This window comes from Streptomyces sp. NPDC091682, from assembly GCF_044756625.1.
Lineage (GTDB): Bacteria > Actinomycetota > Actinomycetes > Streptomycetales > Streptomycetaceae > Streptomyces.
The window spans coordinates 151283-173927 of record NZ_JBIVTH010000006.1 but is presented as its reverse complement, the minus strand read 5'-3'; the positions used below and the strand labels follow the sequence as shown (position 1 = coordinate 173927).

The 22645-nt window shown below is 71.2% G+C and carries 19 protein-coding genes; 8 read left to right on the top strand and 11 right to left on the bottom strand.

The features are described from left to right. Positions 1 to 85: 85 nt before the first annotated feature. Positions 86 to 1609: a hypothetical protein gene (locus ACIQK6_RS16105; RefSeq protein ID WP_329098937.1), complete on the bottom strand. Its 1524-nt coding sequence runs from the start codon at positions 1607 to 1609 to the stop codon at positions 86 to 88. Positions 1610 to 1676: 67 nt separating this feature from the next. Between ACIQK6_RS16105 and ACIQK6_RS16100 the strand changes: the two genes are divergently transcribed. Genes ACIQK6_RS16100 through ACIQK6_RS16090 form a run of 3 tightly spaced genes read left to right on the top strand, consistent with a single transcriptional unit; the run spans position 1677 to position 3963 of the window. Beyond that, positions 1677 to 2243 carry a WcaF family extracellular polysaccharide biosynthesis acetyltransferase gene (locus tag ACIQK6_RS16100; RefSeq protein WP_329098938.1) on the top strand — a complete coding sequence of 189 codons (567 nt, stop codon included), beginning with the start codon at positions 1677 to 1679 and terminating at the stop codon, positions 2241 to 2243. An 8-nt stretch (positions 2244 to 2251) separates the two neighbouring features. Further along, the gene (locus tag ACIQK6_RS16095; protein ID WP_329107627.1) at positions 2252 to 3367 is read left to right on the top strand and encodes a glycosyltransferase; all 1116 of its coding nucleotides are present in this window, start codon (positions 2252 to 2254) and stop codon (positions 3365 to 3367) included. 32 nt (positions 3368 to 3399) lie between these two features. After that, positions 3400 to 3963, top strand: a complete 564-nt coding sequence (locus tag ACIQK6_RS16090) for an HD domain-containing protein (RefSeq protein ID WP_329098939.1) — start codon at positions 3400 to 3402, stop codon at positions 3961 to 3963. Here ACIQK6_RS16090 and ACIQK6_RS16085 read toward each other — a convergent pair. After that, on the bottom strand, positions 3951 to 4421 hold the full coding sequence (locus ACIQK6_RS16085; protein ID WP_329098940.1) for an NUDIX domain-containing protein: 471 nt from the start codon (positions 4419 to 4421) through the stop codon (positions 3951 to 3953). The two genes, ACIQK6_RS16090 and ACIQK6_RS16085, sit on opposite strands and share 13 nt — an antisense overlap. 10 nt (positions 4422 to 4431) lie before the next feature. Further along, positions 4432 to 5163, bottom strand: a complete 732-nt coding sequence (locus ACIQK6_RS16080; RefSeq protein WP_329098941.1) for an XRE family transcriptional regulator — start codon at positions 5161 to 5163, stop codon at positions 4432 to 4434. Between the two features lie 156 nt (positions 5164 to 5319). On the opposite strand from ACIQK6_RS16080, the gene ACIQK6_RS16075 reads away from it, so the two are divergent. Beyond that, positions 5320 to 5475 carry a hypothetical protein gene (locus tag ACIQK6_RS16075; protein WP_329098942.1) on the top strand — a complete coding sequence of 52 codons (156 nt, stop codon included), beginning with the start codon at positions 5320 to 5322 and terminating at the stop codon, positions 5473 to 5475. An 86-nt stretch (positions 5476 to 5561) separates the two neighbouring features. After that, the gene (locus ACIQK6_RS16070; RefSeq protein WP_329098943.1) at positions 5562 to 5690 is read left to right on the top strand and encodes a hypothetical protein; all 129 of its coding nucleotides are present in this window, start codon (positions 5562 to 5564) and stop codon (positions 5688 to 5690) included. Between the two features lie 27 nt (positions 5691 to 5717). Here the strand turns inward: ACIQK6_RS16070 and ACIQK6_RS16065 are convergent, their stop codons facing one another. The 4 genes from ACIQK6_RS16065 to gmd all read right to left on the bottom strand — a co-directional run bounded on the left by ACIQK6_RS16065 (position 5718) and on the right by gmd (position 10856). Continuing rightward, positions 5718 to 5936, bottom strand: a complete 219-nt coding sequence (locus ACIQK6_RS16065; protein WP_329098944.1) for a DUF6458 family protein — start codon at positions 5934 to 5936, stop codon at positions 5718 to 5720. A 108-nt stretch (positions 5937 to 6044) separates the two neighbouring features. Further along, the gene (locus tag ACIQK6_RS16060; RefSeq protein WP_329098945.1) at positions 6045 to 6716 is read right to left on the bottom strand and encodes a hypothetical protein; all 672 of its coding nucleotides are present in this window, start codon (positions 6714 to 6716) and stop codon (positions 6045 to 6047) included. A gap of 96 nt (positions 6717 to 6812) precedes the next feature. Next, positions 6813 to 9596, bottom strand: a complete 2784-nt coding sequence (locus tag ACIQK6_RS16055) for a DNRLRE domain-containing protein (RefSeq protein WP_329098946.1) — start codon at positions 9594 to 9596, stop codon at positions 6813 to 6815. A 246-nt stretch (positions 9597 to 9842) separates the two neighbouring features. Then, on the bottom strand, positions 9843 to 10856 hold the full coding sequence (gene gmd / locus ACIQK6_RS16050; protein ID WP_329098947.1) for a GDP-mannose 4,6-dehydratase: 1014 nt from the start codon (positions 10854 to 10856) through the stop codon (positions 9843 to 9845). A 365-nt stretch (positions 10857 to 11221) separates the two neighbouring features. Here gmd and ACIQK6_RS16045 point away from each other — a divergent pair, with 365 nt between their 5' ends. Next, positions 11222 to 12166 carry a GDP-L-fucose synthase gene (locus ACIQK6_RS16045; protein ID WP_329098948.1) on the top strand — a complete coding sequence of 315 codons (945 nt, stop codon included), beginning with the start codon at positions 11222 to 11224 and terminating at the stop codon, positions 12164 to 12166. 22 nt (positions 12167 to 12188) lie between these two features. On the opposite strand, the gene ACIQK6_RS16040 is transcribed toward ACIQK6_RS16045, so the two are convergent. Further along, positions 12189 to 13664, bottom strand: a complete 1476-nt coding sequence (locus ACIQK6_RS16040) for a sugar transferase (protein ID WP_329098949.1) — start codon at positions 13662 to 13664, stop codon at positions 12189 to 12191. 383 nt (positions 13665 to 14047) lie between these two features. On the opposite strand from ACIQK6_RS16040, the gene ACIQK6_RS16035 reads away from it, so the two are divergent. Continuing rightward, positions 14048 to 16318 (top strand): M4 family metallopeptidase, encoded by a 2271-nt coding sequence (locus ACIQK6_RS16035; RefSeq protein ID WP_329098950.1) that lies wholly within the window; start codon positions 14048 to 14050, stop codon positions 16316 to 16318. Positions 16319 to 16411: 93 nt separating this feature from the next. Here the strand turns inward: ACIQK6_RS16035 and ACIQK6_RS16030 are convergent, their stop codons facing one another. After that, positions 16412 to 17080 carry a hypothetical protein gene (locus tag ACIQK6_RS16030; RefSeq protein ID WP_329098951.1) on the bottom strand — a complete coding sequence of 223 codons (669 nt, stop codon included), beginning with the start codon at positions 17078 to 17080 and terminating at the stop codon, positions 16412 to 16414. 177 nt (positions 17081 to 17257) lie between these two features. Then, positions 17258 to 18823, bottom strand: coding sequence for a DHA2 family efflux MFS transporter permease subunit (locus ACIQK6_RS16025; RefSeq protein WP_329098952.1), 1566 nt, complete (start codon positions 18821 to 18823; stop codon positions 17258 to 17260). 146 nt (positions 18824 to 18969) lie between these two features. On the opposite strand from ACIQK6_RS16025, the gene ACIQK6_RS16020 reads away from it, so the two are divergent. Beyond that, positions 18970 to 19971, top strand: a complete 1002-nt coding sequence (locus ACIQK6_RS16020) for an AsnC family transcriptional regulator (RefSeq protein ID WP_329098953.1) — start codon at positions 18970 to 18972, stop codon at positions 19969 to 19971. Positions 19972 to 19990: 19 nt separating this feature from the next. On the opposite strand, the gene glgP is transcribed toward ACIQK6_RS16020, so the two are convergent. Continuing rightward, complete coding sequence (glgP, locus tag ACIQK6_RS16015; protein WP_329098954.1) at positions 19991 to 22627, bottom strand: alpha-glucan family phosphorylase; 2637 nt, start codon at positions 22625 to 22627, stop codon at positions 19991 to 19993. Positions 22628 to 22645 lie beyond the last annotated feature (18 nt).

The window sequence follows — 22645 nt, the reverse complement described above, 5'->3', positions numbered from 1 at the left end:
AGGCGCGGGGTCCGGGGCGGAGCCCCGGGAAGCGGCGGCGCGGACAGAGTCCTGGCAGACCTCACCGCGGCCCGCCCGGGCAGGGCTAGCGCAAGGTGGTGGACTTGTCCGAGCGGTAGGTCGCGACCAGCGCAAGGCAGAGGGCGGCGATCGCCACACGGCCCGAGGCCTGCAGGAGCGGCCCGCGCAGCAGGATGAACGAGTAGCCCGCGACCAGCGGGACCACCACCGAGATCAGGCTCCCCGGGGGACTGCGCCGCGTGGCCCGCGTCGCGTAGCGCCGGTCGATGCGGGCCGCCGCGTACCCCATGCCCAGCAGCCCCGCCCCCATGCCCAGCGGCCCGAAGTCCAGCCACAGCTCCGCCCAGATCGGAGAGGAGAGGTTGGTGTTGACCGTGCCCATCCACTGGCCGACCATCACGCCCGTGTCCCGCGGCTTGCCCTCCCAGATCGAGCGGGGCACCGCGAAGAAGATCGACCCGGCGAGCTGGCGGCCGTAGAAGTGCCCGGGACCCGACTCCGAGAAGGTGATGGTGTTCGCGAACATGCCGATCTGGTCGTAGTCCTTGAGGGCCATGGGCTCCAGGAAGGACGTGGTCTCGACCGGCCGGTAGTTCTTCTCGTCGTAGCGGAAGCGGTCCGCGAACGGGAAGATCAGGAGCGCGACGACCACCGCCATGGACAGCGCCACCCGGTACATCGCCGCGCTCACCGGGAAGACGGTGAACAGCAGCGCGAACATGACCGTCAGGAACCAGTACCGGGGGTTCGAGATCGGGTTGTTGACGATCAGGTTGAGGCAGGCGAGCGCCGCCCACGTGACGATGATCGACACCTTGCGGCGGGCGAACTTCGAGGTGATCAACCAGCGGGTGTAGAGGAGCAGTGCGAGCAGGGCCGGCACGGTGCCGAAGCCGCGCAGCAGGGCCTGACCGGCCTGGCCGTCGCCGTTGGAGACGCCCGCCTCCTCGATGCCGGCGATGATCTCCTGGCGGCTGGAGAAGAAGACCGCCGGGCCGCCCAGCTTCATGATGAAGACGGCGCTGCAGAGGAACGACAGGACCGTCAGGAGCTGGAGCCGGCGCCGGTGCGCCATGACGGGCTTCGAGTTCCTCTGGGACCCGCCCGCACGCACCGCCGGCCGGTGCCGGGCCAGCAGCACGCCGACGTCGAAGGCCGTGCAGCCGAGCAGGACGAGCCCGATGGCGATGGTCAGGTCGGAGCGCGGGCCGACGACCGGGGTGGGGACCTGGCCGAGGACGGCCTGCGCGAGGGGGGCCACGCCCATGGCCATGTAGACGAAGAGCCAGAAGGAGCCCTGCAGCAGCTTGCGGCGGCTGGTGAGCACCATCGCGGAGAGCCGGGCGCCCGCGTACATGGTGAGCAGCAGTTGGAGCCAGAAGGCCGCGTCGCGGACGCCGGCGCCCGTCTGGGCGGCGACGAACAGCGGCAGGAAGACGGTGAATCCGAGTGCGAGCGGGACGGACAGTGCGCGCGAGAGGAGCGTGCGCGGGAGGGTGGCCCGACCCCACAGGCTCTCGTCCTCGAAGGGGGACGGGACCGGCTGCTTCGCGGGCGTCGCGGGGGGCTTGCGTATGTCCGTCGTCACTGCCGCCCCCACCCGATGTGCCTGGTCCGCGGGCAGTCTAGTCTGAGCGGGCCGCGCCCGGGGAGGCATGGCGGAGTGTAGATGGGGGCGGCAGTTGCGGGATCTTCCTTCCTTCACGCTGGCCGGGTATGACAAGGGCCGCGGGCTGCTGACGCAGGCGCTCTGGTTCGCCGTGATGAACACGCTGTTCATGAGCTGGTTCTGTCCGGCGCGGGTGCGCGTGGCGCTGCTGCGGGCCTTCGGCGCGAAGATCGGCGAGGGCGTGCTGATCCGGCACCGGGTGCGGGTGCTGTGGCCGTGGAAGCTCGACATCGGGGACCACACCTGGATAGGTGAGGGAGCCTGGCTGCTGAACCTGGAGCCGGTGACCATCGGGGCGAACGTGTGCGTCTCGCAGGAAGCCATGCTGTGCACCGGCTCGCACGACCACCGGGCCGCCGACTTCCGCTACCGCAACGCCCCGATCGTGGTCGAGGACGGCGCGTGGGTGGCGGTACGGGCGACCGTGCTCGCCGGGGTCACGGTGGGCCGCTGCGCGGTCGCCGGGGCCGGAGCCGTGGTCCACAAGGACCTGCCCGAGTTGACCCTGCAGACCCAGGACGGGCACCGCCGCCCGGTGGAGGAGCCGAAGTGAGTGCCGCGATGAGAGTCCTGCACGCCGTCACGCTCCACTCCCCCTCGCACGCGTTCGGCGGACCGGTCCGGGTCGCGCTGAACCTGGCGAAGGGGCTGCGGGCCCGGGGCCACGAGGCGCGGCTGCTCGCGCTCGGCGAGGGCTTCGATCCGTGGCCGACCTCCGTGGAGGGCGTTCCGGCGCAGCTGTTCCCGGCCCGCCGGCTGCTCCCCCTCGGCTTCAGCGGGATGACCTCGCCCGCCCTGCTGGCCTCGGCCGGCCGGCTGGTGCGGGACGCCGATGTCGTCCATGTCCACCTGGCCCGGGACCTGGTGACGCTGCCGGTCGCCCTGGCGGCGCTGCGGGCAGGCAAGCCGCTGGTGCTGCAGACCCACGGCATGGTGGACCCGAGCGAGAAGCTGCTGGCCAAGGTGCTGGACGCGGTGGCGGTACGCCGGCTGCTGCGCGGCGCGGACGCGGTGCTGTACCTGACCCCGCACGAGCGGGAGGGACTGGACGCGGTGGTCGGCGCGCCGCCCTTGGCGCAGGCGGTCCGCCTGGTCAACGGGACCCCGGCGCAGGAGGAACGGCCCGCGCCCAGCGGCCCGCCGCGCGTCCTGTACTCGGCGCGCCTGCAGGCCCGCAAGCGGCCGGTGGACTTCGTGGACGCGGCCCCGGCGGTCCTCGCCGCCCACCCGGACGCGCACTTCGTGGTCGCCGGGCCGGACGAGGGCGAGCTGGCCGCCGTACGGGAACGGATCGGGACACTGGGACTCACCGACCGGTTCACGGTCCCGGGGGCGCTCTCCAGCGCGGAGGTCCTGGCCGAGCTGCGCCGCGCCCACGTGTACGTGCTGCCGTCGGTGGACGAGCCGTTCCCCATGTCGGTCCTGGAAGCCCTCGCGGTGGGCGTCCCGTCCGTGGTGACCCACTCCAACGGCCTGGCCCGCGACATCGCCCGCACCGGCGCCGGCCGCGCCGTCGACCCCGGCCCGGCGGGCGTGTCCGCCGCCGTCCTGGACCTCCTCGACCCGACCGCGAACCACGAGGCCTCCCGCTCGGCCCGCAAACTGGCCGCGGAGTCCTTCTCCATGGACGCGGTCCTGGACACCCTCCTCCCGGTCTACGAGCGCATCCGCCACTGAGGGGGGCGGCCCACGTCGATACGGTGTGGGCCATGCCCTCTTCCCCATTGGAATCCCCGCAGGGAGCGGCCTGGTTGGCGCAGTCCCTGCTGCCTTCGCTGGGCGACCGTTGGCTGCACACCCAGGGCGTCGCGCAGCGGGCGCGGGAGCTGTCCCGGTCCGTGCCCGAGGCGGACAGGGAGCTGCTGGTCGCGGCGGCGTGGCTGCACGACATCGGCTATGCGCCGCAGCTCCGCGACAGCGGCTTCCACCCCCTGGACGGGGCCCGGTACCTGGCATCACTGGGCGCCGACGGGCGACTCGTCCGCCTGGTCGCCCACCACTCCGGAGCCGTGTACGAGGCCGAGCAGCGTGGTCTGTCGGCCGAGCTCGCCGTGTACGAGCGGGAGGAGTCGGCCGTCCTGGACGCGCTGACCTGCGCCGACATGACGACGGGTCCGGCGGGTCAGCGGCTGGGCTTCACCGAACGCATCGACGAGATCCTGACCCGCTACGCACCGGGCAGCGAGGTCCACACGGCGATCAGCGCAGCCGTCCCGTACCTGGCGGCAGCGGTCGCCCGCGCCGACGCCGCGATGACGAATCAGCCGATGTAGGGCTCGGACCGATCGGCGATCCCGTGATCGATGCGCAGCCGCATCGACGGATGGATCCGCATCGCATCCAGCTCATCCGGAGCCAGGAAGGCCACTTCCTTGCTCTCGCTGCTCGTTCGGAGTTTCCCTCCCACGATGCGTACCGAGAAGCAGATCGAGAACTGCTGGCGGACTTCCCCGTCGTCGTACGCGATGACGTGCCGCGGGTCGGTGTAGAGCCCGACGAGCCCGGTCACCTCGACGTCGAACCCGGTCTCTTCGCGCGTCTCGCGTACGGCCGCATCGGCGGCGGACTCTCCCGTGTCCACGCCTCCTCCCGGTAGGGCCCACAGGTCGTTGTCGGTTCTGTGGATCAGCAGGACCCGGCCGTCGTCGTCGAGGGCGACCGCGGTCACGGACGGAACGATGCTGTTCGCGACCGGCGCGTTGGGGTCGTCGAAGTAGTCCACTCGGGCCATGACCGCCACCCTAGGCCGAAGTGCCTCGATCCCAGGCGTAGTCGAAACTCCTCATGTAGTGCCTGAAGCTCCGGCCGCCGGGGATGTAGCGAAAGTGCAGGACCGGATTCTGGCCCGCGGGAGCTCCCAGCACATGAGGGTTGACGAGTACGTCGTCGTCGAAGCGGTACAGAGAGTTGTAGAGGATGGTCTCGTGCAGCCGGACCTCCACCCCCGGTGTCGCCATGGCGGGTTCGAGGTAGCGCCGTGTCATGCGCGCACGGGCGGCGAGGTCCGCGCCGATGCCCTCCTCCTCGCCTCGCTGCCGGAGCACCTCGGAAGCCGGGTTCCCCAGCTGGATGCGTACCTGGGCGCCCGCCCGTGCCTTGCGGGAGAGCCGTTCGGCCAGTTCTGGATGGCCGTCGAAGAGAAACAGGCCGGCGTAGACGAGGACCTCGACGTGGCTCACGGCGTTGTCGATCAGGGATGACCACAGATCGGCGGGCACGACACCTCGGTGCGGGTAGTACGTCACCAGCTCGGAAGCGCTCGCCGTCTCGGCCTGCCGGGCGATCGACGGCCAGAGATAGACCTCGTCCACGCCGAGGAAGGTGGCGGTCTTCCATCGGTGGGTGCGGTGCGGAGTCCGATCGGTCGTGATCCATCGCTCCACCGTCTTGGGGTCCACCCCTACCTGCACAGCAACCGACTGGATGGTGGCGGAGTTCGCCGAGATCGAGGCGCGCAGACGCTCGTTCGCCATGAGGGTGGCCTTCCCCGTGGGACGCCGGGACGTTTCAACGGTAGCTCCGGACGTCCCCGAACGTCCGCACAGGCCGTGATGCGTCCACTACTCAGCGCGGTTTCCTACGGGGTGTCCGGACACCCTCCGGCTCCGCACTCTCCTGGAGTCCGAACCATGAGTCAGCAACGCACGAGCAGGCGCCGCAAGGTAGCGCTGCCCGAACTCCCGCCGGGCCCGAGCTCGCGCCTGCTCGCCCTCGCCGCACGCGGTTGGACCCGCTTCCTCACGGCAGCGGCCACCCACTACGGCAGGCAGCAGGAGGAGCGATGACCGGGGGCGGCTCGTTCGGGCATGAGCATCACCCGTGGATCGGGCATGTCGTGGAAGACATCGCGTCGAAGGGAAGGGGCCGGTTGATGGCCGTCGTGTGCGAGAGCGTACTCAATCACGACGGTCAGGAGCGCTGGGTCCGACTCGCCTACATCCGGCCCGCCTCCGGCATCGAATGGTCCACGGCCGTCGGCAACATCTCACTCGCCCCTTAGCCGGAGCGCACAAATGCATCCGCGGCGTCAGATGACGTCCCGGTGTCGGTCGTCCACCACCGGGATCGCGGTGCCCGGGACGCGGCGGCGTTTGTAGATGCTCGTGTAGACCGCGAGGCCGATGCCGCCGACCGCCATCATGATCAGGCCGACCAGGTCGAGGTTGACGCTCTCCAGCTCCCAGTCGCTGGCGAAGGTGAGGACGGCCCCCACCACGATCAGGACGATGCATCCGCCGATGCCCATGGGTCCGCCTTCCGCTGTCGGGACTGTGTCCGCGCGGGTACCCGGCTTCGGGGTACGAAAACGCCCCCGGGGGCCGGGAGTCCGGTCCTCGGGGGCGTCGTCGGTCGGCTACGCGGGGATCCAGGCGTAGCAGCCGGAGGAGTTGAACTCCGCCGTGCCGGCCGGGATCGTCGCCGTGATCTTGTCGCCCGCCTTGGGCGGGGTCTCGGGGCCCGAGGCGAGGGTGGCGCCGTCCTTGCCCTTGGCTTCCCAGGTGCAGTTCGTGGCCTGGGTGAGCGCCCGGTAGCTGCCCGCCGCGGGCGAGGGCCGGGGGCCTTCGGGGAAGCCCTTCTCCGCCGCGGCGAGGATCGGCTTCTGGTCCGGGCACAGGAGGGTGATCGCGTCCTTGGCGCCCGGGATCTCGCCGGTGATGACGGCTCCGGTCGCCGCGTCCTTGTCGTGCTTCGCGGTGCGCTGCACCCGCTGGCAGGCGTCCTGGCCGCCCTGCAGCACGGACGCCGGGTCCACCTTGTCGGGGACCCGCCCGCTCAGGTACTTCTTCTCCTCCGCCGTGAAGCTGCCCGTCTTCGGAGTGATCTTCGCGTCCGGCAGGACGGGGCCGGTCGGCTTCGCGTTCGGGTCGGTCGACGGCTGCGGAGCATCCGCCGGGTCGGGGGCCGACGACGAGGCCGGGGGCTTCGGCTCGGCGCCGGCGTCGGCCTTGTCACCGCCGGAACTGCAGGCGGTCAGCGTCAGGGCGGCGGCCAGCAGGACAGCAGCCGCTGCGGAGCGTCGGTACATCGGAAGGCTCCCGTACTCAAGGGGGTGTGCAGCGGGGCCCGGCCACAGAGGGCCGGACCCCGCACGCCGTCAGGCGGTTGTTTCGGTTTCCGTCGCTTACTTCGCGCCGAAGGTGAGGACCAGCTGCGGAGTGCCCTCCGCGGCCGTGGCCTCGGCGGACCAGATCCACAGCGGGTCGGTGCCCGTGCTCGTCAGGCCCAGGCCGTAACTGGTGCCCAGCGCCGCGGAGACCGTGGCGGTGTCCAGCTCCACGTTGTGGACCGCGGAGCCCTCCGGCACGCCCGCGATGGTGCCGAGCGGGGTGGTGCCGAGGGTGGGCTTGGTGGTGAAGGTCGTACCCGCGCCGGTCCAGTTGCCGGTCACCGGGACCACCTTGACGGTGTCGGTGGTGCCGGAGTTCGCCTGCGTGCTGGTCTTGATCTGCAGCGAGGCGGACTTCAGGACCTGGCCGGCCGGGGCGGCCGGCAGGTTGAAGCGCATGTACGTCTCGTACAGCGAGCCGCTGCCGCGCACCGCGAGCGAGGTGGACGTGCCGTAGGCGGTGCTCGGAGCGCCCTGGTTGACGTAGGTGTCCTCGGTCGTCTTGACCGCGGAGACCGTGTCGGTGGGCGCCTTGGCCAGGTCGAAGTGGCTCTTGACCTGGGCCTGGGTGAGCGCCGACGGGTAGACGGCCGTCTCGTCGAGCTGACCCGCGAAGAAGTTGCTCGTCGGACGGGTCGGCCAGTTGTTGAGGTTGTCACCGCCGACGTGCCAGTAGCCCGCGTAGGTGGTGTTGCTCGTGGCGTTCAGGGAGCCCTTGTTCTGGCCGTCGACGTACAGCGTGATGCCGCCGGGGCCCTGGGTGCCGACCACGTGATGCCACTGGTTGTCGTTGTACGTCTCGAACAGGCCCGTGGAGACGGTCCGGGTCGAGCCGTTGTAGACGCCGAAGACCAGGCGACCGGTGTTGGTCATGTAGATCTGGCGGTCGTACGAGCCGCTGTTGCGCGCCTGGTTGTTGCCGAAGCCGATGAGCTTGCCGCCGCGCGTGGTGTTCGTCTTGAACCAGGTCTCGATGGTGAACGTGTTGCCGACCGTCTGACGGCGGTCGCTGTACACCTGCTGGCTGGTGCCGTTGAAGCCCATCGCCGTGCTGCCGGAGACGGCACCGGGCGACTGCTTCAGGGCGGGGGTGTTGAGCTGGATGCCGCTGCGGTTGCCGGACACCGAGGAGTCGGCGACGTAGGGGCTGACCGCGTCGTCGTAGCGCCAGTAGAGGTCGGCGCCGTCGGTGCGGACCTGGTTCGGGTAGGACTGGACCGAGGTCGGGACGGTCACCGAGGCGACGGCCGACAGGGCGCTGGTGTTGCCGGCGGCGTCGGTCGCGGTCACCCGGTAGGTGTAGCTCTGGCCGGCCTTGACCGTGGTGTCGTTCCAGGAGGCCTGGGGGCGCTCCCACTCCAGCGAGCTGGCGGTGACGGTGGCGGCCGGGGTGGTCGAGCCGTTGCGGTAGATGCGGTACGTCAGCTTGCTGTCGTCCGCGTCGTAGCTGGTGCGCCAGCGGACCTGGACCTCGCCGGGCTTGACGCTGGAGGCGCTGGCCACCGGGGTGGTCGGGGCGCCGACGTCGCCCTTGGAGGCGAAGCGGGTCAGGCCCCACTGCGGCTTGCCGTTGATGAGGGTGAACTCACCGCCGACCCACATGTACTTGACGTCGTTCTTCTCGGCCACGGCCATGACGCGCGGGCCGATGCCCTCGGTGCCGTCCATGCCGTCGTTGGCCGTGGGGTGCCAGCCGAGCTTGCCGGGGCCGCGCACGAAGCCGTCCACGGGCGCGGGGGCGGCGCCTTCGTGGTTGGTCGGCTGGGCCAGCAGGAAGTTCCGCTTGCCGTCGGGGAACTCCAGCTCGGTGGAGCAGTCGTGCCCGTGCGAGGAGCTGTAGAGCACTCCCTCGTACGGCAGGACGAACTGGGTCGCGCCGAGGCAGCGGTCGCGCCACTTCTCGGTGAAGTCGCTCAGGCGCAGGCCGATGCGACCGTCGAAGACGCCGCCGCCGGAGCCCTCGTGACCCGTGTAGAAGCCGGTGTCGTCGGTGGAGATGTCCTTGACGACCGAGTTCGACGGGATGTTGCTGTATGTCTTGGTGACCGCGCCCGTGGTGGCGTTGACCACGGCGAGGGCGTGGCTGTTGGAGCCGTTGACGGTGAAGAAGTCGCCGCCGAGGAGGACGTTCTTGCCGTCGGGGGTGACCTCGACCGCGCGGCCCGGCTCGTCGACGTTGGCGACGAAGGGCTTCAGCGCACCGGAGGAGGCGTCCACGGCGGCGAACCGCTCGCGGGTCTGGCCCTCGACCGTGCCGAAGTCGCCGCCCGCGTACAGGGTGTCGTCGGTGACGGCGAGCGCGCGCACGGTGGCGGGGAAGCTCGGGTGGAACGATGCCTTGGGGGTGCAGCTCGCGATGTCGATCGCGGCGAGGCTGGAGACCGGGGTCCCGTTTACCGCGCCGAAGTTGCCGCCCGCGTAGAGGGTCTTCTTGTCCTTCGAGACGACCAGGGTACGGACGGTCGCCGTGCCGTCTCCGATGGTGAAGGCCAGCTTGCAGGAGGTGGGATTGCCGGTTGCGGCGTCGAGCGCCACGAAGTTCACGGCGTTCTGCTCCGCGCCGGCCACGCCCTCGGGCGGACGGACGGCCGAGAAGGTGCCGCCGGCGAAGACGGTGCCGTTGGCCTGGGCCATCGCCCAGACGACGCCGTTCGTCTGCCAGGTCGGCAGCTCGTCGGCGGTGAATGCCACTGGCGCCGTGATGGCGGACGCCTCAGGCATCAGCACCAGGCCTATGCCGGTGCCCGCACCGGCCAGTGACAGTACGAGGGCGGCAGTCAGCCCTCTGGATCTACGCATGAGCCCCCCAGGGCAATTGCCCGGTTTGATGGCTGGAACTATCCGAACAGCCATATGTACTGGCGCAGACTAGGGCTCACGTGCAGGCCCGGTCACCTCTCTTGACCCATTGCATACCAACTTGGAATCAACAGGTTCAGCATGGAGGGTGCACAAGCGACATACGGCAGGTTTACCCCGGCCACACCCCTGCAGAGCTGCGGAGTATGGCCGGAACACGGCAAACCGTAGGGGAAATATAAGGCCTCAGCGGTCGATACGGACCGTCACGCCCGCCAGTTGGTCCTCGACTTGACGGATATCTGCGTCCACCATGATCTGCGCCAGCTCGGCCACCAGGACCGTCGGCTTCCAGCCAAGCAGGTCGTGGGCCTTGGACGCATCGCCGATGAGGGCGTCGACCTCGCTCGGGCGCTCGTACTTGGGGTCGTAGCGCACGTGGTCGGTCCAGTCGAGACCGGCGTGCGTGAAGGAGGACTCGACGAACTCGCGGACGGTCGCGGCCACCCCGGTGGCGACGACATAGTCGGTGGGCTCGTCCTGCTGGAGCATCCGCCACATGGCGTCCACGTACTCGGGGGCGTAGCCCCAGTCGCGCACCGCGTCGAGGTTGCCGAGGTAGAGGTGGTCCTGGAGACCGGCCTTGATGCGGGCCACCGCGCGGGTGATCTTGCGGGTCACGAAGGTCTCGCCGCGGCGCGGGGACTCGTGGTTGAACAGGATCCCGTTGACGGCGAACATGTCGTACGCCTCGCGGTAGTTCACCGTGGTCCAGTACGCGAAGACCTTCGCGGCGCCGTACGGGCTGCGCGGGTGGAACGGGGTCTGCTCGTTCTGCGGGGGCGGGGTGGAGCCGAACATCTCGGAGGACGAGGCCTGGTAGATGCGGGTGTCGACGCCGCTGGCCCGGATGGCCTCCAGCAGCCGCAGCGCGCCGAGGCCGGTCACGTCGCCCGTGTAGAGCGGGGCGTCGAAGGAGACGCGGACGTGGGACTGGGCGCCGAGGTTGTAGACCTCGTCGGGGCGTATGTCACGGAGCAGGTTCACGAGGGCGACGCCGTCGGAGAGGTCGGCGTGGTGCAGGACGAAGGACCGGTTGGCGGTCTGCGGGTCCTGGTAGATGTGGTCGACCCGCTCCGTGTTGAAGCTGGAGGACCGCCGCACGAGCCCGTGCACCGTGTAGCCCTTGGAGAGCAGGAGCTCGGCGAGGTACGAGCCGTCCTGTCCGGTGACTCCGGTGATCAGTGCGGTCTTGCCCATGGGGTCCCCTTGCTGGTTGTTTCTGTCGGTCGTGGTGAGGCGGTGCCTCGGAGTGGGTGCGGAGCGGGCCTTCGGGCGTCGCACCGAACGGCCCGGCCGCGGCCCGGGGGCCGGATTGCGTTACCGTACACGGCCGCCCCCGGACGCCCCCTGCGGGGCGCCCGCCGTCTCGTGGTCCTGACGCCGCCCGGCACGCCCCCGGTTCCGGAGCCGGCCGAAATCCCGACCGGCCCGACGGCCGGGCGCGGACCGCCGCCCTGGACCGGGAGGTCAGCCGCGGCCGGGGCCGCGCCGGTGGATCGGGCTCGGGCTCGGGCCGTGGACCACTGCCACCCCCGCGGGAGCGGACTGGCATCATCGGCGGTATGACAAGTTCGCTGCCGCTCCTGCCCCCGAACGCCCGCGTCTTCGTCGCGGGCCACCGCGGCCTCGTGGGGTCCGCGGTCGCCCGGCGACTCACCGCCGACGGCCACGAGGTGCTGACCCGGGGCCGCGCCGACCTCGACCTGCGCGACGCCGCCGCGACCGCCGCGTACCTGAAGGACGTTCGTCCGGACGCCGTGGTACTGGCCGCCGCCAAGGTCGGCGGGATCATGGCCAACAGCACGTACCCGGTGCAGTTCCTGGAGGAGAACCTGCAGATCCAGCTCAGCGTGATCGGCGGCGCCCACGCCGCCGGCGTGGGCCGGCTGCTGTTCCTGGGTTCGTCCTGCATCTACCCGAAGCTGGCCCCGCAGCCGATCCACGAGGACGCCCTGCTGACCGGCCCCCTGGAGCCGACCAACGAGGCCTACGCCCTGGCCAAGATCGCCGGCATCGTCCAGGTCCAGTCCTACCGCAAGCAGTACGGGGCCTCCTACATCTCGGCCATGCCGACGAACCTCTACGGCCCGGGCGACAACTTCGACCTGGAGTCCTCGCACGTCCTGCCGGCCCTCGTCCGACGCTTCCACGAGGCCGCCGCCGAGGGCCGTGACGAGGTCACGCTGTGGGGATCGGGCACCCCTCGCCGGGAGTTCCTGCACGTGGACGACCTGGCCGCGGCCTGCGCCGTGCTGCTGAACACCTACGACGGCGACGAGCCCGTCAACATCGGCTGCGGCGAGGACCTGACCATCAAGGAACTGGCCGAGACGGTCGCCGAGGTGACCGGCTTCCGCGGCCGGCTCGCCTGGGACATGTCCAAGCCGGACGGGACCCCGCGCAAGCTGCTGGACGTGAGCCGCCTGACGTCGCTCGGCTGGAAGCCCGGCATCCCGCTGCGGGAGGGCATCGCCGCCACGTACAAGTGGTGGCGCGAGCAGAGCTGATCGCACAGGCGGCCCGGGCCCCTCAGTACGCTCCGCGACCGTCTACGACGGCGCGGAGCGTACGGCCCATGACGTCGACGTCGCTGGTGAAGGACCAGTTGTCGACGTACTGCAGGTCGAGCTGGATGGTTTCGTCCCAGGACAGGTCCGACCGTCCGCTGATCTGCCACAGTCCCGTCATCCCGGGCCGTACGGTGAGCCGGCGCAGCTCGACCTCGTCGTATTTCGCCACCTCCTCCGGGAGCGGCGGGCGCGGGCCGACCAGCGACATGTTGCCGATCAGCACGTTGATCAGCTGCGGGAGCTCGTCCAGCGAGGTGCGGCGCAGCAGCCGGCCCACCCGGGTGACCCGGGGATCGCGGCGCATCTTGAACATCAGGCCGTCGTTCTCGTTCGACCCGGACAACTCGGCCTTCAGGGCGTCGGCGTCCACGACCATCGTGCGGAACTTCCACATGACGAACGGGACCCCGTCGCGGCCGATCCGCCGCTGGCGGTAGAAGGCCGGGCCGCGCGAGCCGAACCGTATGGCCAGCACGATCCCCAGGAGGAACGGGGAGAGCAGCAACAGTCCGGCCGCGGCACCCACCCGGTCCAGGGCCGACTTGAGCAGGGTCTGCACCCCGCGGCTGACGGGCGGCGCGACGCGCAGCACGGCGAGCCCGCCCGCGGACAGGGTCTCCAGCCGCTTGACGGACACCTCCACCAGCCCGGGGAAGACGGCGAGTTCCAGGCCCGCGTCGTGCAGGGCCCAGGCGATCCGGCGCAGCCGCTCCCCCGTGATCCGCACGCCGGGGGCGACGAGCACCAGGTCGGCGTGGTGGCTGGCGACGGCGCCGAGCACGGCCGCCGAGTCGCCGTTCGGGGTCTCGCAGGTGCCTCCGTCGAGCCGCGCCGCCACGGGTACGCCACTGGCGAGGGGCCCGGCACCGACCGGGACCACGCCGACGACGACGTACGGGTGGTCGGTGCGGGCGGCGAGGTGCGCGATGACGTCCTCGGCCGCATCGGGCTCACCGATGACCAGGACCCGGCTGACGGCCTGGGCCTCGCGGCGCGCGGCCGAGAGGTGGCGGTAGGTCAGCTTGTGGACGGCGACGGTGATGAGCAGAGCGGGCAACAGGGCCCCGAGGGCGGACAGCCGGGGGGTGGCCTCTTCGGTCACCACGCGCGCCACGGCCAGCACGCCGATCAGAATCAGCCAGTCGTGTACGACGGGCAGGACGCCGCGGGACTCGCCGAGCGCTCGGGTCGCGTAGCGCCGGCGCAGCGCCTGCACTCCGGTCCACGCCACGGCGGCGGCCAGGGCGCAGTAGACCGGTCGGACCTGCTGCGCGGCGTCGAAAACGAGTCCTACCGGGATCGCGGCGCCGAGGAAATCGGCGGCGACGGCGGCCGGGCGGTACCAACGGGCCTTGTCCCCGAGGCGCCGTACGGGCGCAAGAGACTCCCGGGCCGCTCGGGCCACTCTTTGCGCAGGAATATGGACATGCCTCATGGGCCCCCCTGGCACGTGGTCTATGACAGTGGCGGGTGCCCATCGCTTCCCCTGGCAACGAACATCTGCCGCACCGGGAAACAGTACGACAAACACCCGTACGGTAAATGCCGTTTGGGTCAACGCAGTCTCTTGTTGCGCAAGTGTTAGCAACCGGTAGCAGGCGTTCCGCATGCTGGCTGGCCTGGTAGAGCACACGAAGGTGAATGGTCCGGATACCGGATACGTATCTTCGAACAACGAACCCTTTCCGGCCAACCTTTTGACGCGGCCCTGACATCTGCCGCCGCGAGTGGCAATCTTCGACCGTTCATCGCACCAGCCCTGCTCTGCCCGGAGGCCCACCCAGCCATCCGGAACCCCCCTTGCAGAAGGAGTCTGCGTTGAGGTCCACCCCCCAGAGGCGTGCCACCGCGGCCGGCGCTCTCGTTGCTGCGGCAGCCCTGCTCGCCGTCGGCATACAGACCGGCACCGCAACCGCCGACGCCACCGCGTCACAGGCACCCACGGCCTCCCAGCCCAACCCGGGCGCGGCCAACCGCGCACTCAGCGCCTCGGAGCGTGCGACGCTCCTGGCCGAGGCCAACTCGACCACCGCGCAGGCCGCCAAGGCGCTCGGCCTCGGCAGCGGCGAGAAGCTCGTCGTCCGCGACGTGGTCCAGGACGCGGACGGCACCACGCACACGACCTACGAGCGCACCTACGACGGCCTCCCGGTCCTCGGTGGTGACCTCACCGTCCACGCCAAGGACGGCGTCACCAAGAGCGTGACCAAGGCGACCAACCACGAGATCAAGGTCGCCGACACCAGCGCCACCGTCACCCCGGCGGCCGCCGAGAGCCAGGCCGTCTCCGCCGCGAGCGCCGAGGGCTCCAAGGAGGCCAAGGCGTCCAAGGGCGCCCGCAAGGTGATCTGGGCGGCCGAAGGCGCGCCGGTCCTCGCGTTCGAGACCGTCGTCGGCGGACTCCAGCACGACGGCACGCCGAACGAGCTCCACGTGGTGACCAACGCCAAGACCGGCGCCAAGATCACCGAGTGGCAGGCCATCGAGACCGGCACCGGCAACACGATGTACAGCGGCCAGGTGACCCTCGGGACCACCCAGTCGGGCAGCACCTGGAACCTGACCGACGCCGCGCGCGGCAGCCACAAGACGTACAACCTCAACCGTGGCACCGGCTCCGGCACCGGCACGCTGTTCTCCGGCCCGGACGACATCTGGGGCAACAACCTGCCGTCCAACCTGGAGACGGCGGGCGCGGACGCGCACTACGGCGCCGCCGCCACGTGGGACTACTACAAGAACGTGCACGGCCGCAACGGCCTGCGCAACGACGGCGTGGCCCCGTACAGCCGGGTCCACTACGGCAACGCCTACGTCAATGCGTTCTGGAGCGACTCCTGCTTCTGCATGACGTACGGCGACGGCGAGGGCAACAACAAGCCGCTCACCTCCACCGACGTGGCCGCGCACGAGATGACCCACGGTCTGACCTCGGTCACCGGCAACATGACCTACAGCGGTGAGCCCGGCGGTCTGAACGAGGCGACCTCGGACATCATGGCCGCGGCCGTCGAGTTCTACGCCAACAACCCGCAGGACGTCGGCGACTACCTGGTCGGCGAGAAGATCGACATCAACGGCGACGGCACCCCGCTGCGCTACATGGACAAGCCCAGCAAGGACGGATCGTCCAAGGACAGCTGGTACTCGGGCCTCGGCGGCATCGACGTCCACTACTCCTCGGGCCCGGCCAACCACTGGTACTACCTGGCCTCCGAGGGCTCGGGCGCCAAGGTCGTCAACGGCGTGAGCTACAACTCGCCGACCGCGGACAACCTGCCCGTCACCGCGATCGGCCGGGACGCCGCCTCGAAGATCTGGTTCCGCGCGCTGACGGTGGGCTACTTCAAGTCGAACACCAACTACGCCGACGCCCGCGTCCAGACCCTGAAGGCCGCCGCCGACCTCTACGGCCAGGGCTCGACGATCTACAACAACGTCGCCAACGCGTGGGCCGGCGTCGCCGTCGGATCCCGCATCTCCAACGGCGTCACGGTCACCCCGATCGCCAACCAGAACACCGTCACGGGCAGCGCCGTCAGCCTGCAGGTCCAGGCCACGAGCACGAACCCGGGTGCGCTGAGCTACGCGGCGACCGGCCTGCCGGCCGGCCTGTCGATCAACTCCTCGAACGGCCTGATCTCGGGCACGGCCTCCACCGCGGGCACGTCCAACGTGACCGTGACGGTGACCGACTCGCAGAACCAGACCGGTACCGCGGCGTTCACCTGGACGGTCGGCACCACGCAGCCGAGCGTCTTCGAGAACACCACGGACTACCAGATCGCGGACAACGCGACCGTCGAGTCCCCGATCAACGTGACGCGCACGGGCAACGCCCCGAGCGCCCTCAAGGTGGACGTGAACATCGTCCACACCTACGTCGGTGACCTGGTGGTCGACCTGGTCGCCCCCGACGGCAGCGTCTACAACCTGCGCAACCGCACCGGCGGCAGCGCGGACAACATCGTCCAGCAGTTCACGGTGAACGCCTCCTCCGAGGTCGCCAACGGCACCTGGAAGCTCCGCGTCAGGGACGCCGCCAGCCTGGACACCGGCTACATCAACAGCTGGAAGCTCACCTTCTGACCCCACCGGGCAGGGTGAACCACGGCTGAGCAGTGAAACCACGGGGCCGCCCGGGAGGATCCCTCCCCGGGCGGCCCTGTTCCATTGCGTACGTCAGCCCAGGGCGCGGAAGATCGCGGTCAGGAGGTCTTCCTCCTCTTCCTCGTCGCCACGGTTCTGGTTCTGGTCGCTCTGGTCGCCCTGATCGCTCTGGTCGTCGCGCGACTGGTCGTCCCGACCCGGCCAGGTACCGTTCCCGCCGGTGCCACCGTTCCCGCCGTTCCCGCCGGTGCTGCCGGTGCTGCCGTCGGTCAGGTCCTCGTCGGCCTCGTCGTCCCGGGGCCGGTCGTCCCGACCCGGCCAGGTGCCGTTCCCACCGGTGTCGCCGGTGCCACCTTTACCGCCGGTCGCCGAGTCCTCCGCGGTCACCGGCTTGAAGTAGACGGAGACGACCTCCACCCGCTTCGCCTTCTCCCCCGGCTTCAGCACCTTCTCCGCCTCGCCGTCACAGCTGCGGTTGTCGAAGAGGACCGCCAGCGACTCCGTCTCGTTGCGCACCTCGATGGCGGGCTCGTCGCGGGAGGTGCGCGTCAGCAGGTAGCAGGTGTCGTTGTCGGCGGGCCGGATCTGGCCCCTTCTCTCGGAGCCGGCCGCGTCCAGGTACTGGTAGTGCAGCGTGCCGAGGGCGCGTTCGCCGTGGTCGTCGGCCACCGACGGGCCGGCGGTGGGCAGGGCGAGCGCGAGAGCGCCGACGAACGCGGCGGCGGTCGAGCGAAGACGCATGGGGGAGTCCGTTCCTCGGGTTGCTCGGGTTCCGCGGATACCGGTCCGGTGGCATCCTCGGGCAGCGTAGGAGCGCGGCACCCCGCTGAATCGATTCGGCATGCCCTGTACGTTCGAAGGTTCACCCATGAGGGTCCTAGCCGTACGGCCCTCCGCGCGGTCTCCCCGCGTACGACCTCAGTCCCGTACGGCCGGTTCCCCCGCCGGGTCCTGAGCCCGGGTGGACTGCGCGCGGGGCCGCGGGAGCGGAGCCGCGGCGGCCGGCGTCCCACCGCGGAGCAGGAGGAAGACCGCCGCCGCACCGGCCAGCCCCATCGCGGCCGAGACCAGGAACGTCTCGCGGAGACCGCTCGCGAAGGCGGCCGCCACCAGCCCCGTCAGCGCCTCGCGGGCCGCGCCCGCCGGGGCTTCGGCGAGCACCTCTCCGGCGCCGCCGGAGGCCAGCGTCTGCGCCAGCCCCCGGCCGCCCTCACCGAGCTCGGAGCGCAGCCCCGTGTGGAAGACCGCACCGAGCACGGCGATACCGAGGGCGGTGCCCAGCTGGCGTGCGGTGTTCAGGGCGCCGCCCGCCATGCCCGCCCGGGCCGGGGCCACGGCCGCCATCGCGGTGGCGGCCAGCGCCGGGGTCGCGGCACCCACCCCCACGCCGGTCACGAGCAGCCCGGGCACCAGGGCGGTCCAGCCGTCCCCCGCGTCGAGCATCCAGGCCTGGAGCAGCGCGCCGAAGCCGATCAGCAGCAGTCCGCCGCCGATGGTCAGCCGGGGCGGGACCGTGTGCAGCAGCCGTCCGGCCACCGCAGCGACGACGAAGCCGGCCGCGCTGAGCGGCAGCAGCACCAGGCCCCCGCCGACCGGGCTCATCCCCTCGACGGACTGCAGCCAGAGGGAGACGTACATGAGGTACGAGAACGCGGCGCCCGACAGCAGCAGTCCGGCGGCCATGACGGCGACGAAGATCCGGCTGCGGAAGAGCGAGAGGTCCAGCATCGGGCGCTTGCTGCGCAGTTCGACGAGGACGAAGGCGGCGAAGGCGGCCACGCCCAGGCCGAGGAGGCCGAGGGTGGCGGGCGAGCCCCAGCCGTTCTCGCCGACGCGGATCACGGCGTAGGTGACGGCCGCGGCGCCCGCGGTGAAGGTGGCCATGCCGGGCAGATCGAGGCGCCCGGCGTGCGGGTTGCGGGACTCGGCCACCGCCGTGAGGGTGACGTACACGGCCAGCACGCTGACGGGCAGATTGATGAAGAAGATCCAGCGCCAGCCGAAGTTCTCCGTGAGCAGCCCTCCGATGATCGGCCCGGCCGCGGCCGCGGCACCGTTGACCGCGCCCCAGACCCCGAAGGCCACCCCGCGGTCGCGGCCCTGGTAGGACGCGCTGAGCAGGGCCATGGTGGTGGCGAACATGGCGGCTCCGCCGATGCCCTGGACAGCGCGGAAGGCGATCAGCTCGGCCGAGCCGGTGGCCAGCCCGCAGGCGATCGAGGCGGCGGCGAAGAGTCCGAGCCCGATGAGGTAGACGCGGCGGCGGCCGATCCGGTCGGCGAGCGAGCCCGCTCCCAGCAGCAGGGCGGCAAGGGCGAGGGCGTAGACGTCCATCACCCACTGGAGGCCGGCGAATCCGCCGAAGGAAGTGTCGGAGGCCATGTCGGCGGACATGTCGGGCAGGGCGACGGTCACGATCGTGACGTCGACCAGGAGCATGAATGCCCCGAGGCAGACGGCCGTCAGGGGCAGCCATTTGCGCATGGGAGTTCTCCTCGGGTGTGCGCAGGGGCGGGGTCGCGGGCGAGTCCGCGGTGACCTCAAGTTCCCACCGCTCGCCTCCCTTCCCCCATCCAGCGGCCCGCTCCTGCCGGATTTCCTTCATCAGGTCCCCTGCCATGATGGAAACCATGAACGAGACGCAGCTGGACGCACTCGACCAGTGCCTGGTGCACGCCCTCGTGATCGACGGCCGGGCCTCCTTCAGCCGGCTCGCCGAGGTGCTGGAGGTCTCCGACCAGACCGTCGTGCGCCGCTACCGGCGGCTGCGGACCGCCGGTCTGGTCCGGGTGGTCGGGCTGCCGCAGGGCAGCCGCGTCGGCCTGTTCGAGTCCTGGCTGCGGGTGCAGTGCGCCCCTGATGCGGCGCTCCCGGTGGCCGAGGCGCTCGCCCGCCGCCCGGACATCGCGTGGGTGACCCTGAACTCGGGCGGCACCGAGGTCCACTGCATGACACGGGCCCGTACCCGCAGGGACCGGGACACCCTGCTGCTGGAGAAGCTGCCGCGCACCCGCCGGGTGACCGGCATCAGCGCCCACACCATCCTGCGGAAGTTCTTCGGCGGGCCCGACTCGTGGGCGGGCGTGGACGTACTGCGCCCGGATCAGATCGCGGCCCTGGAACGGCCCGTGGCCCCGCCCGGGCCGGACCGGTACGCCCTGGACGGGACGGAATCCGCGCTGCTCGCGGTGCTGGGCCGGGACGGCCGCGCCGGGTATCCGGAACTGGCCCGCGCCACCGGGCTGTCGGAGTCGACCGCCCGCCGGAAGGTGGAACGGCTGCGTGATCTCGGGGCGCTCTTCTTCGACGTGGAGTTCGTCCCCTCGCTCTTCGGCTACGAGGCCGAGGCGACGATGGTGCTGACCGTCCCGCCGGCCCGGCTGGCGGAGGTGGGGGCCGCGCTGGCGAGCCACCGCGAGGTACCGTTCGCAGCGGCCGTGACCGGGGCGGCCTCCCTGATGGCGGTGGTCGTGTGCCGGGACACCGACGCGCTGTACACGTACTTGACCGAGCGGATCGGCGCGGTGGAGGGCGTGGGGCAGGTGGAGGTGATCCCGGCCCTGCGCAGCGTCAAGCGGGCCGGGATGCTCGTGGAGGGCGAGCGGCTGGTGGATCCGCCGCCCGCCCCCTGAACCGGTACCGCCACGGTGCCTACCGCAGCAGCACCCCGCCCCCCGCGTCCGTCTCCACCGGGGCCGCGACCAGGCCCAGTTCCGCGGGGGTCGCCAACAGCGGGTGTGCGGGCAGGATGCGCACCGTGTAGCCGAAGGGCCCCGTACGGTCGAGGGCGAGCGGGCCCTCGTACACCCAGCGGCCCTCCAGATCGGGCCCCGCGGCCGGCTTGAGCGGGAAGCTCCGCCCGTCCCGGATCACGTCCTGCGGGTCCACCCGGCCGGCGAAGGCCTGCACCTCCACGTCCTCGGGGGTGAGGGCGTCCAGCGCCACCTGCACGCGCAGGGTGAGGGTGGCACCCAGTTCGGCGGTGCCGCCCACCGGAGCCGCGGCCAGCGTCTCCACGTGCTCGACGGAGACCCGCGGCCAGGCCGCCCGGGCCCGCCCCTTCCACCAGGCGAGGTCACGGGCCGCCCCGGCGTCCAGGGCCCGGTGTGCGAGCGCGGCGGGCGTGTAGAGCCGCTCCACGTACTCCCGGACCATCCGGCCGGCGAGCACCTTCGGTCCCAGCGAGACGAGCGTGCGCCGGACCATCTCGATCCACCGCACCGGGAGCCCGCTGTGCCCGGCCCGGTCGTAGAACCGGGGCGCGACCCGGTTCTCGATCAGCTCGTAGAGGGCGCTCGCCTCCAGGTGGTCGCGCCGGTCCTCGTCCGCGCCGAGCCCGTCGGCGGTCGGGATGGCCCAGCCGAAGTCCGGCTCGAACCATTCGTCCCACCAGCCGTCCAGCACGGACAGGTTGAGGCAGCCGTTCAGCGCGGCCTTCATCCCGCTCGTACCGCACGCCTCCAGCGGCCGCAGCGGGTTGTTCAGCCAGACGTCGCAGCCCGGGTAGAGCTTCTGCGCCATGGCCATGCCGTAGTCGGGTAGGAAGACGATCCGGTGACGTACCCGCGGGTCGTCCGCGAAGCGGACCAGTTCCTGGACGAGCCGCTTCCCGCCGTCGTCGGCCGGGTGCGCCTTGCCCGCCACCACGATCTGGACCGGCCGCTCCGGGTCCAGGAGCAGCCTGCGCAGCCGGTCCGGGTCGCGCAGCATCAGCGTCAGCCGCTTGTACGAGGGCACGCGCCGGGCGAACCCGATGGTCAGCACGTCGGGGTCGAGCACGGAGTCGACCCAGCCCAGTTCGGCCGCGGCGGCCCCGCGCTGGCGCCACGAGGCGCGCAGCCGGTCCCGTACCTCCTGCACCAGTTGCTCGCGCAGCACCCGCCGCAGGTCCCACACGTCCTGGTCCGGGATCTCGGCGACCGCGTCCCAGCGCGGGGAGCCGCCGACCGACAGGGCGTCCTCGGTACGACCCGCGCCGATCTGGCGGGCGCCGAGCCGGACCACCTCGGGGGCCACCCAGGTGGGGGCGTGCACCCCGTTGGTCACGGAGGTGATGGGCACGTCGGCCGGGTCGAAGCCGGGCCACAGCCCGGCGAACATCTCCCGGCTGACCGCGCCGTGCAGGGTGGACACCCCGTTGGCCCGCTGGGCCAGGCGCAGGCCCATCACGGCCATGTTGAACACCCCGGGGTCGCCGCCGGGGTAGGTCTCGGCGCCCAGTTCCAGGATCCGCTCGACGGGTACGCCGGCCAGTTCGCCGCCCTCCCCGAAGTGCCGGGCGACCAGGGCGCGCTCGAAGCGGTCGATCCCGGCGGGGACGGGGGTGTGCGTGGTGAACACGGTTCCGGCGCGCACCGCCTCGACGGCCGCGTCGAAGCCGAGGCCCTGCTCCCGCTCCAGTTCCCTTATGCGTTCGAGTCCGAGGAATCCGGCGTGCCCCTCGTTGGTGTGGAAGACCTCGGGATCGGGGTGTCCGGTGATCCGGCAGTACGCGCGCACGGCGCGCACGCCGCCGATGCCGAGCAACATCTCCTGGAGCAGCCGGTGGTCGCTGCCGCCGCCGTAGAGCCGGTCGGTCACCTCCCGGGCCGCGGCGTCGTTGTCCTCGACGTCGGAGTCCAGGAGCAGCAGGGGTACGCGGCCGACGCGGGCCTGCCAGACGTGGGCCTGCAGGGTGCGTCCGCCGGGCAGGGTCAGGCAGACGCGGGCGGGGGTGCCGTCGTCCTGGCGGAGCAGGCCGAGCGGGAGTTCGTTGGGGTCGAGGACGGGATAGTGCTCCTGCTGCCAGCCGTCGCGGGAGAGCGACTGGCGGAAGTAGCCGTGGCGGTAGAGCAGGCCCACTCCGATGAGCGGGACGCCGAGGTCGCTGGCGGCCTTCAGGTGGTCCCCGGCGAGGATGCCGAGGCCGCCGGAGTACTGCGGCAGGGCGGCGGTGATGCCGAATTCCGGGGAGAAGTAGGCGATGGCGGAGGGCAGTTCCGCGCCGTTCTCCTGGCTCTGGTACCACCTCCCGCCGTTCACGTAGTCATCGAGGTCGGCGGCGGCGACGGCGAGCCGGCGCAGGAAGCGGCGGTCCGCGGCCAGTTCGGCGAGCCGGGTCGCGGAGACCGCGCCGAGCAACCGGACGGGATCGCCGCCTGCGGCCTGCCAGCCCTCGGGGTCGACGGATTGGAAGAGTTCACGGGTCTCGGAATGCCACGACCAGCGCAGGTTGCGCGCGAGCTCGGTCAGCTGCAGCAGGGGTTCCGGGAGGACGGGGCGCACGGTGAATCGACGGATAGCCTTCACGTGTTCCACCTTCGCAGG

Bases quoted from the DNA above. Each gene is read 5' to 3' on its own strand.
- ACIQK6_RS16080 (WP_329098941.1), bottom strand. From the start codon at position 5,163: ATGGCGAACGAGCGTCTGCGCGCCTCGATCTCGGCGAACTCCGCCACC.
- ACIQK6_RS16095 (WP_329107627.1), top strand. From the start codon at position 2,252: ATGAGAGTCCTGCACGCCGTCACGCTCCACTCCCCCTCGCACGCGTTC.
- ACIQK6_RS16070 (WP_329098943.1), top strand. From the start codon at position 5,562: ATGGCCGTCGTGTGCGAGAGCGTACTCAATCACGACGGTCAGGAGCGC.
- ACIQK6_RS16090 (WP_329098939.1), top strand. From the start codon at position 3,400: ATGCCCTCTTCCCCATTGGAATCCCCGCAGGGAGCGGCCTGGTTGGCG.
- ACIQK6_RS16020 (WP_329098953.1), top strand. From the start codon at position 18,970: ATGAACGAGACGCAGCTGGACGCACTCGACCAGTGCCTGGTGCACGCC.
- ACIQK6_RS16045 (WP_329098948.1), top strand. From the start codon at position 11,222: ATGACAAGTTCGCTGCCGCTCCTGCCCCCGAACGCCCGCGTCTTCGTC.
- ACIQK6_RS16065 (WP_329098944.1), bottom strand. From the start codon at position 5,936: ATGGGCATCGGCGGATGCATCGTCCTGATCGTGGTGGGGGCCGTCCTC.
- ACIQK6_RS16085 (WP_329098940.1), bottom strand. From the start codon at position 4,421: ATGGCCCGAGTGGACTACTTCGACGACCCCAACGCGCCGGTCGCGAAC.
- ACIQK6_RS16025 (WP_329098952.1), bottom strand. From the start codon at position 18,823: ATGCGCAAATGGCTGCCCCTGACGGCCGTCTGCCTCGGGGCATTCATG.
- gmd (WP_329098947.1), bottom strand. From the start codon at position 10,856: ATGGGCAAGACCGCACTGATCACCGGAGTCACCGGACAGGACGGCTCG.
- ACIQK6_RS16055 (WP_329098946.1), bottom strand. From the start codon at position 9,596: ATGCGTAGATCCAGAGGGCTGACTGCCGCCCTCGTACTGTCACTGGCC.
- ACIQK6_RS16075 (WP_329098942.1), top strand. From the start codon at position 5,320: ATGAGTCAGCAACGCACGAGCAGGCGCCGCAAGGTAGCGCTGCCCGAA.
- ACIQK6_RS16030 (WP_329098951.1), bottom strand. From the start codon at position 17,080: ATGCGTCTTCGCTCGACCGCCGCCGCGTTCGTCGGCGCTCTCGCGCTC.
- ACIQK6_RS16060 (WP_329098945.1), bottom strand. From the start codon at position 6,716: ATGTACCGACGCTCCGCAGCGGCTGCTGTCCTGCTGGCCGCCGCCCTG.
- ACIQK6_RS16100 (WP_329098938.1), top strand. From the start codon at position 1,677: ATGGCGGAGTGTAGATGGGGGCGGCAGTTGCGGGATCTTCCTTCCTTC.
- ACIQK6_RS16040 (WP_329098949.1), bottom strand. From the start codon at position 13,664: ATGAGGCATGTCCATATTCCTGCGCAAAGAGTGGCCCGAGCGGCCCGG.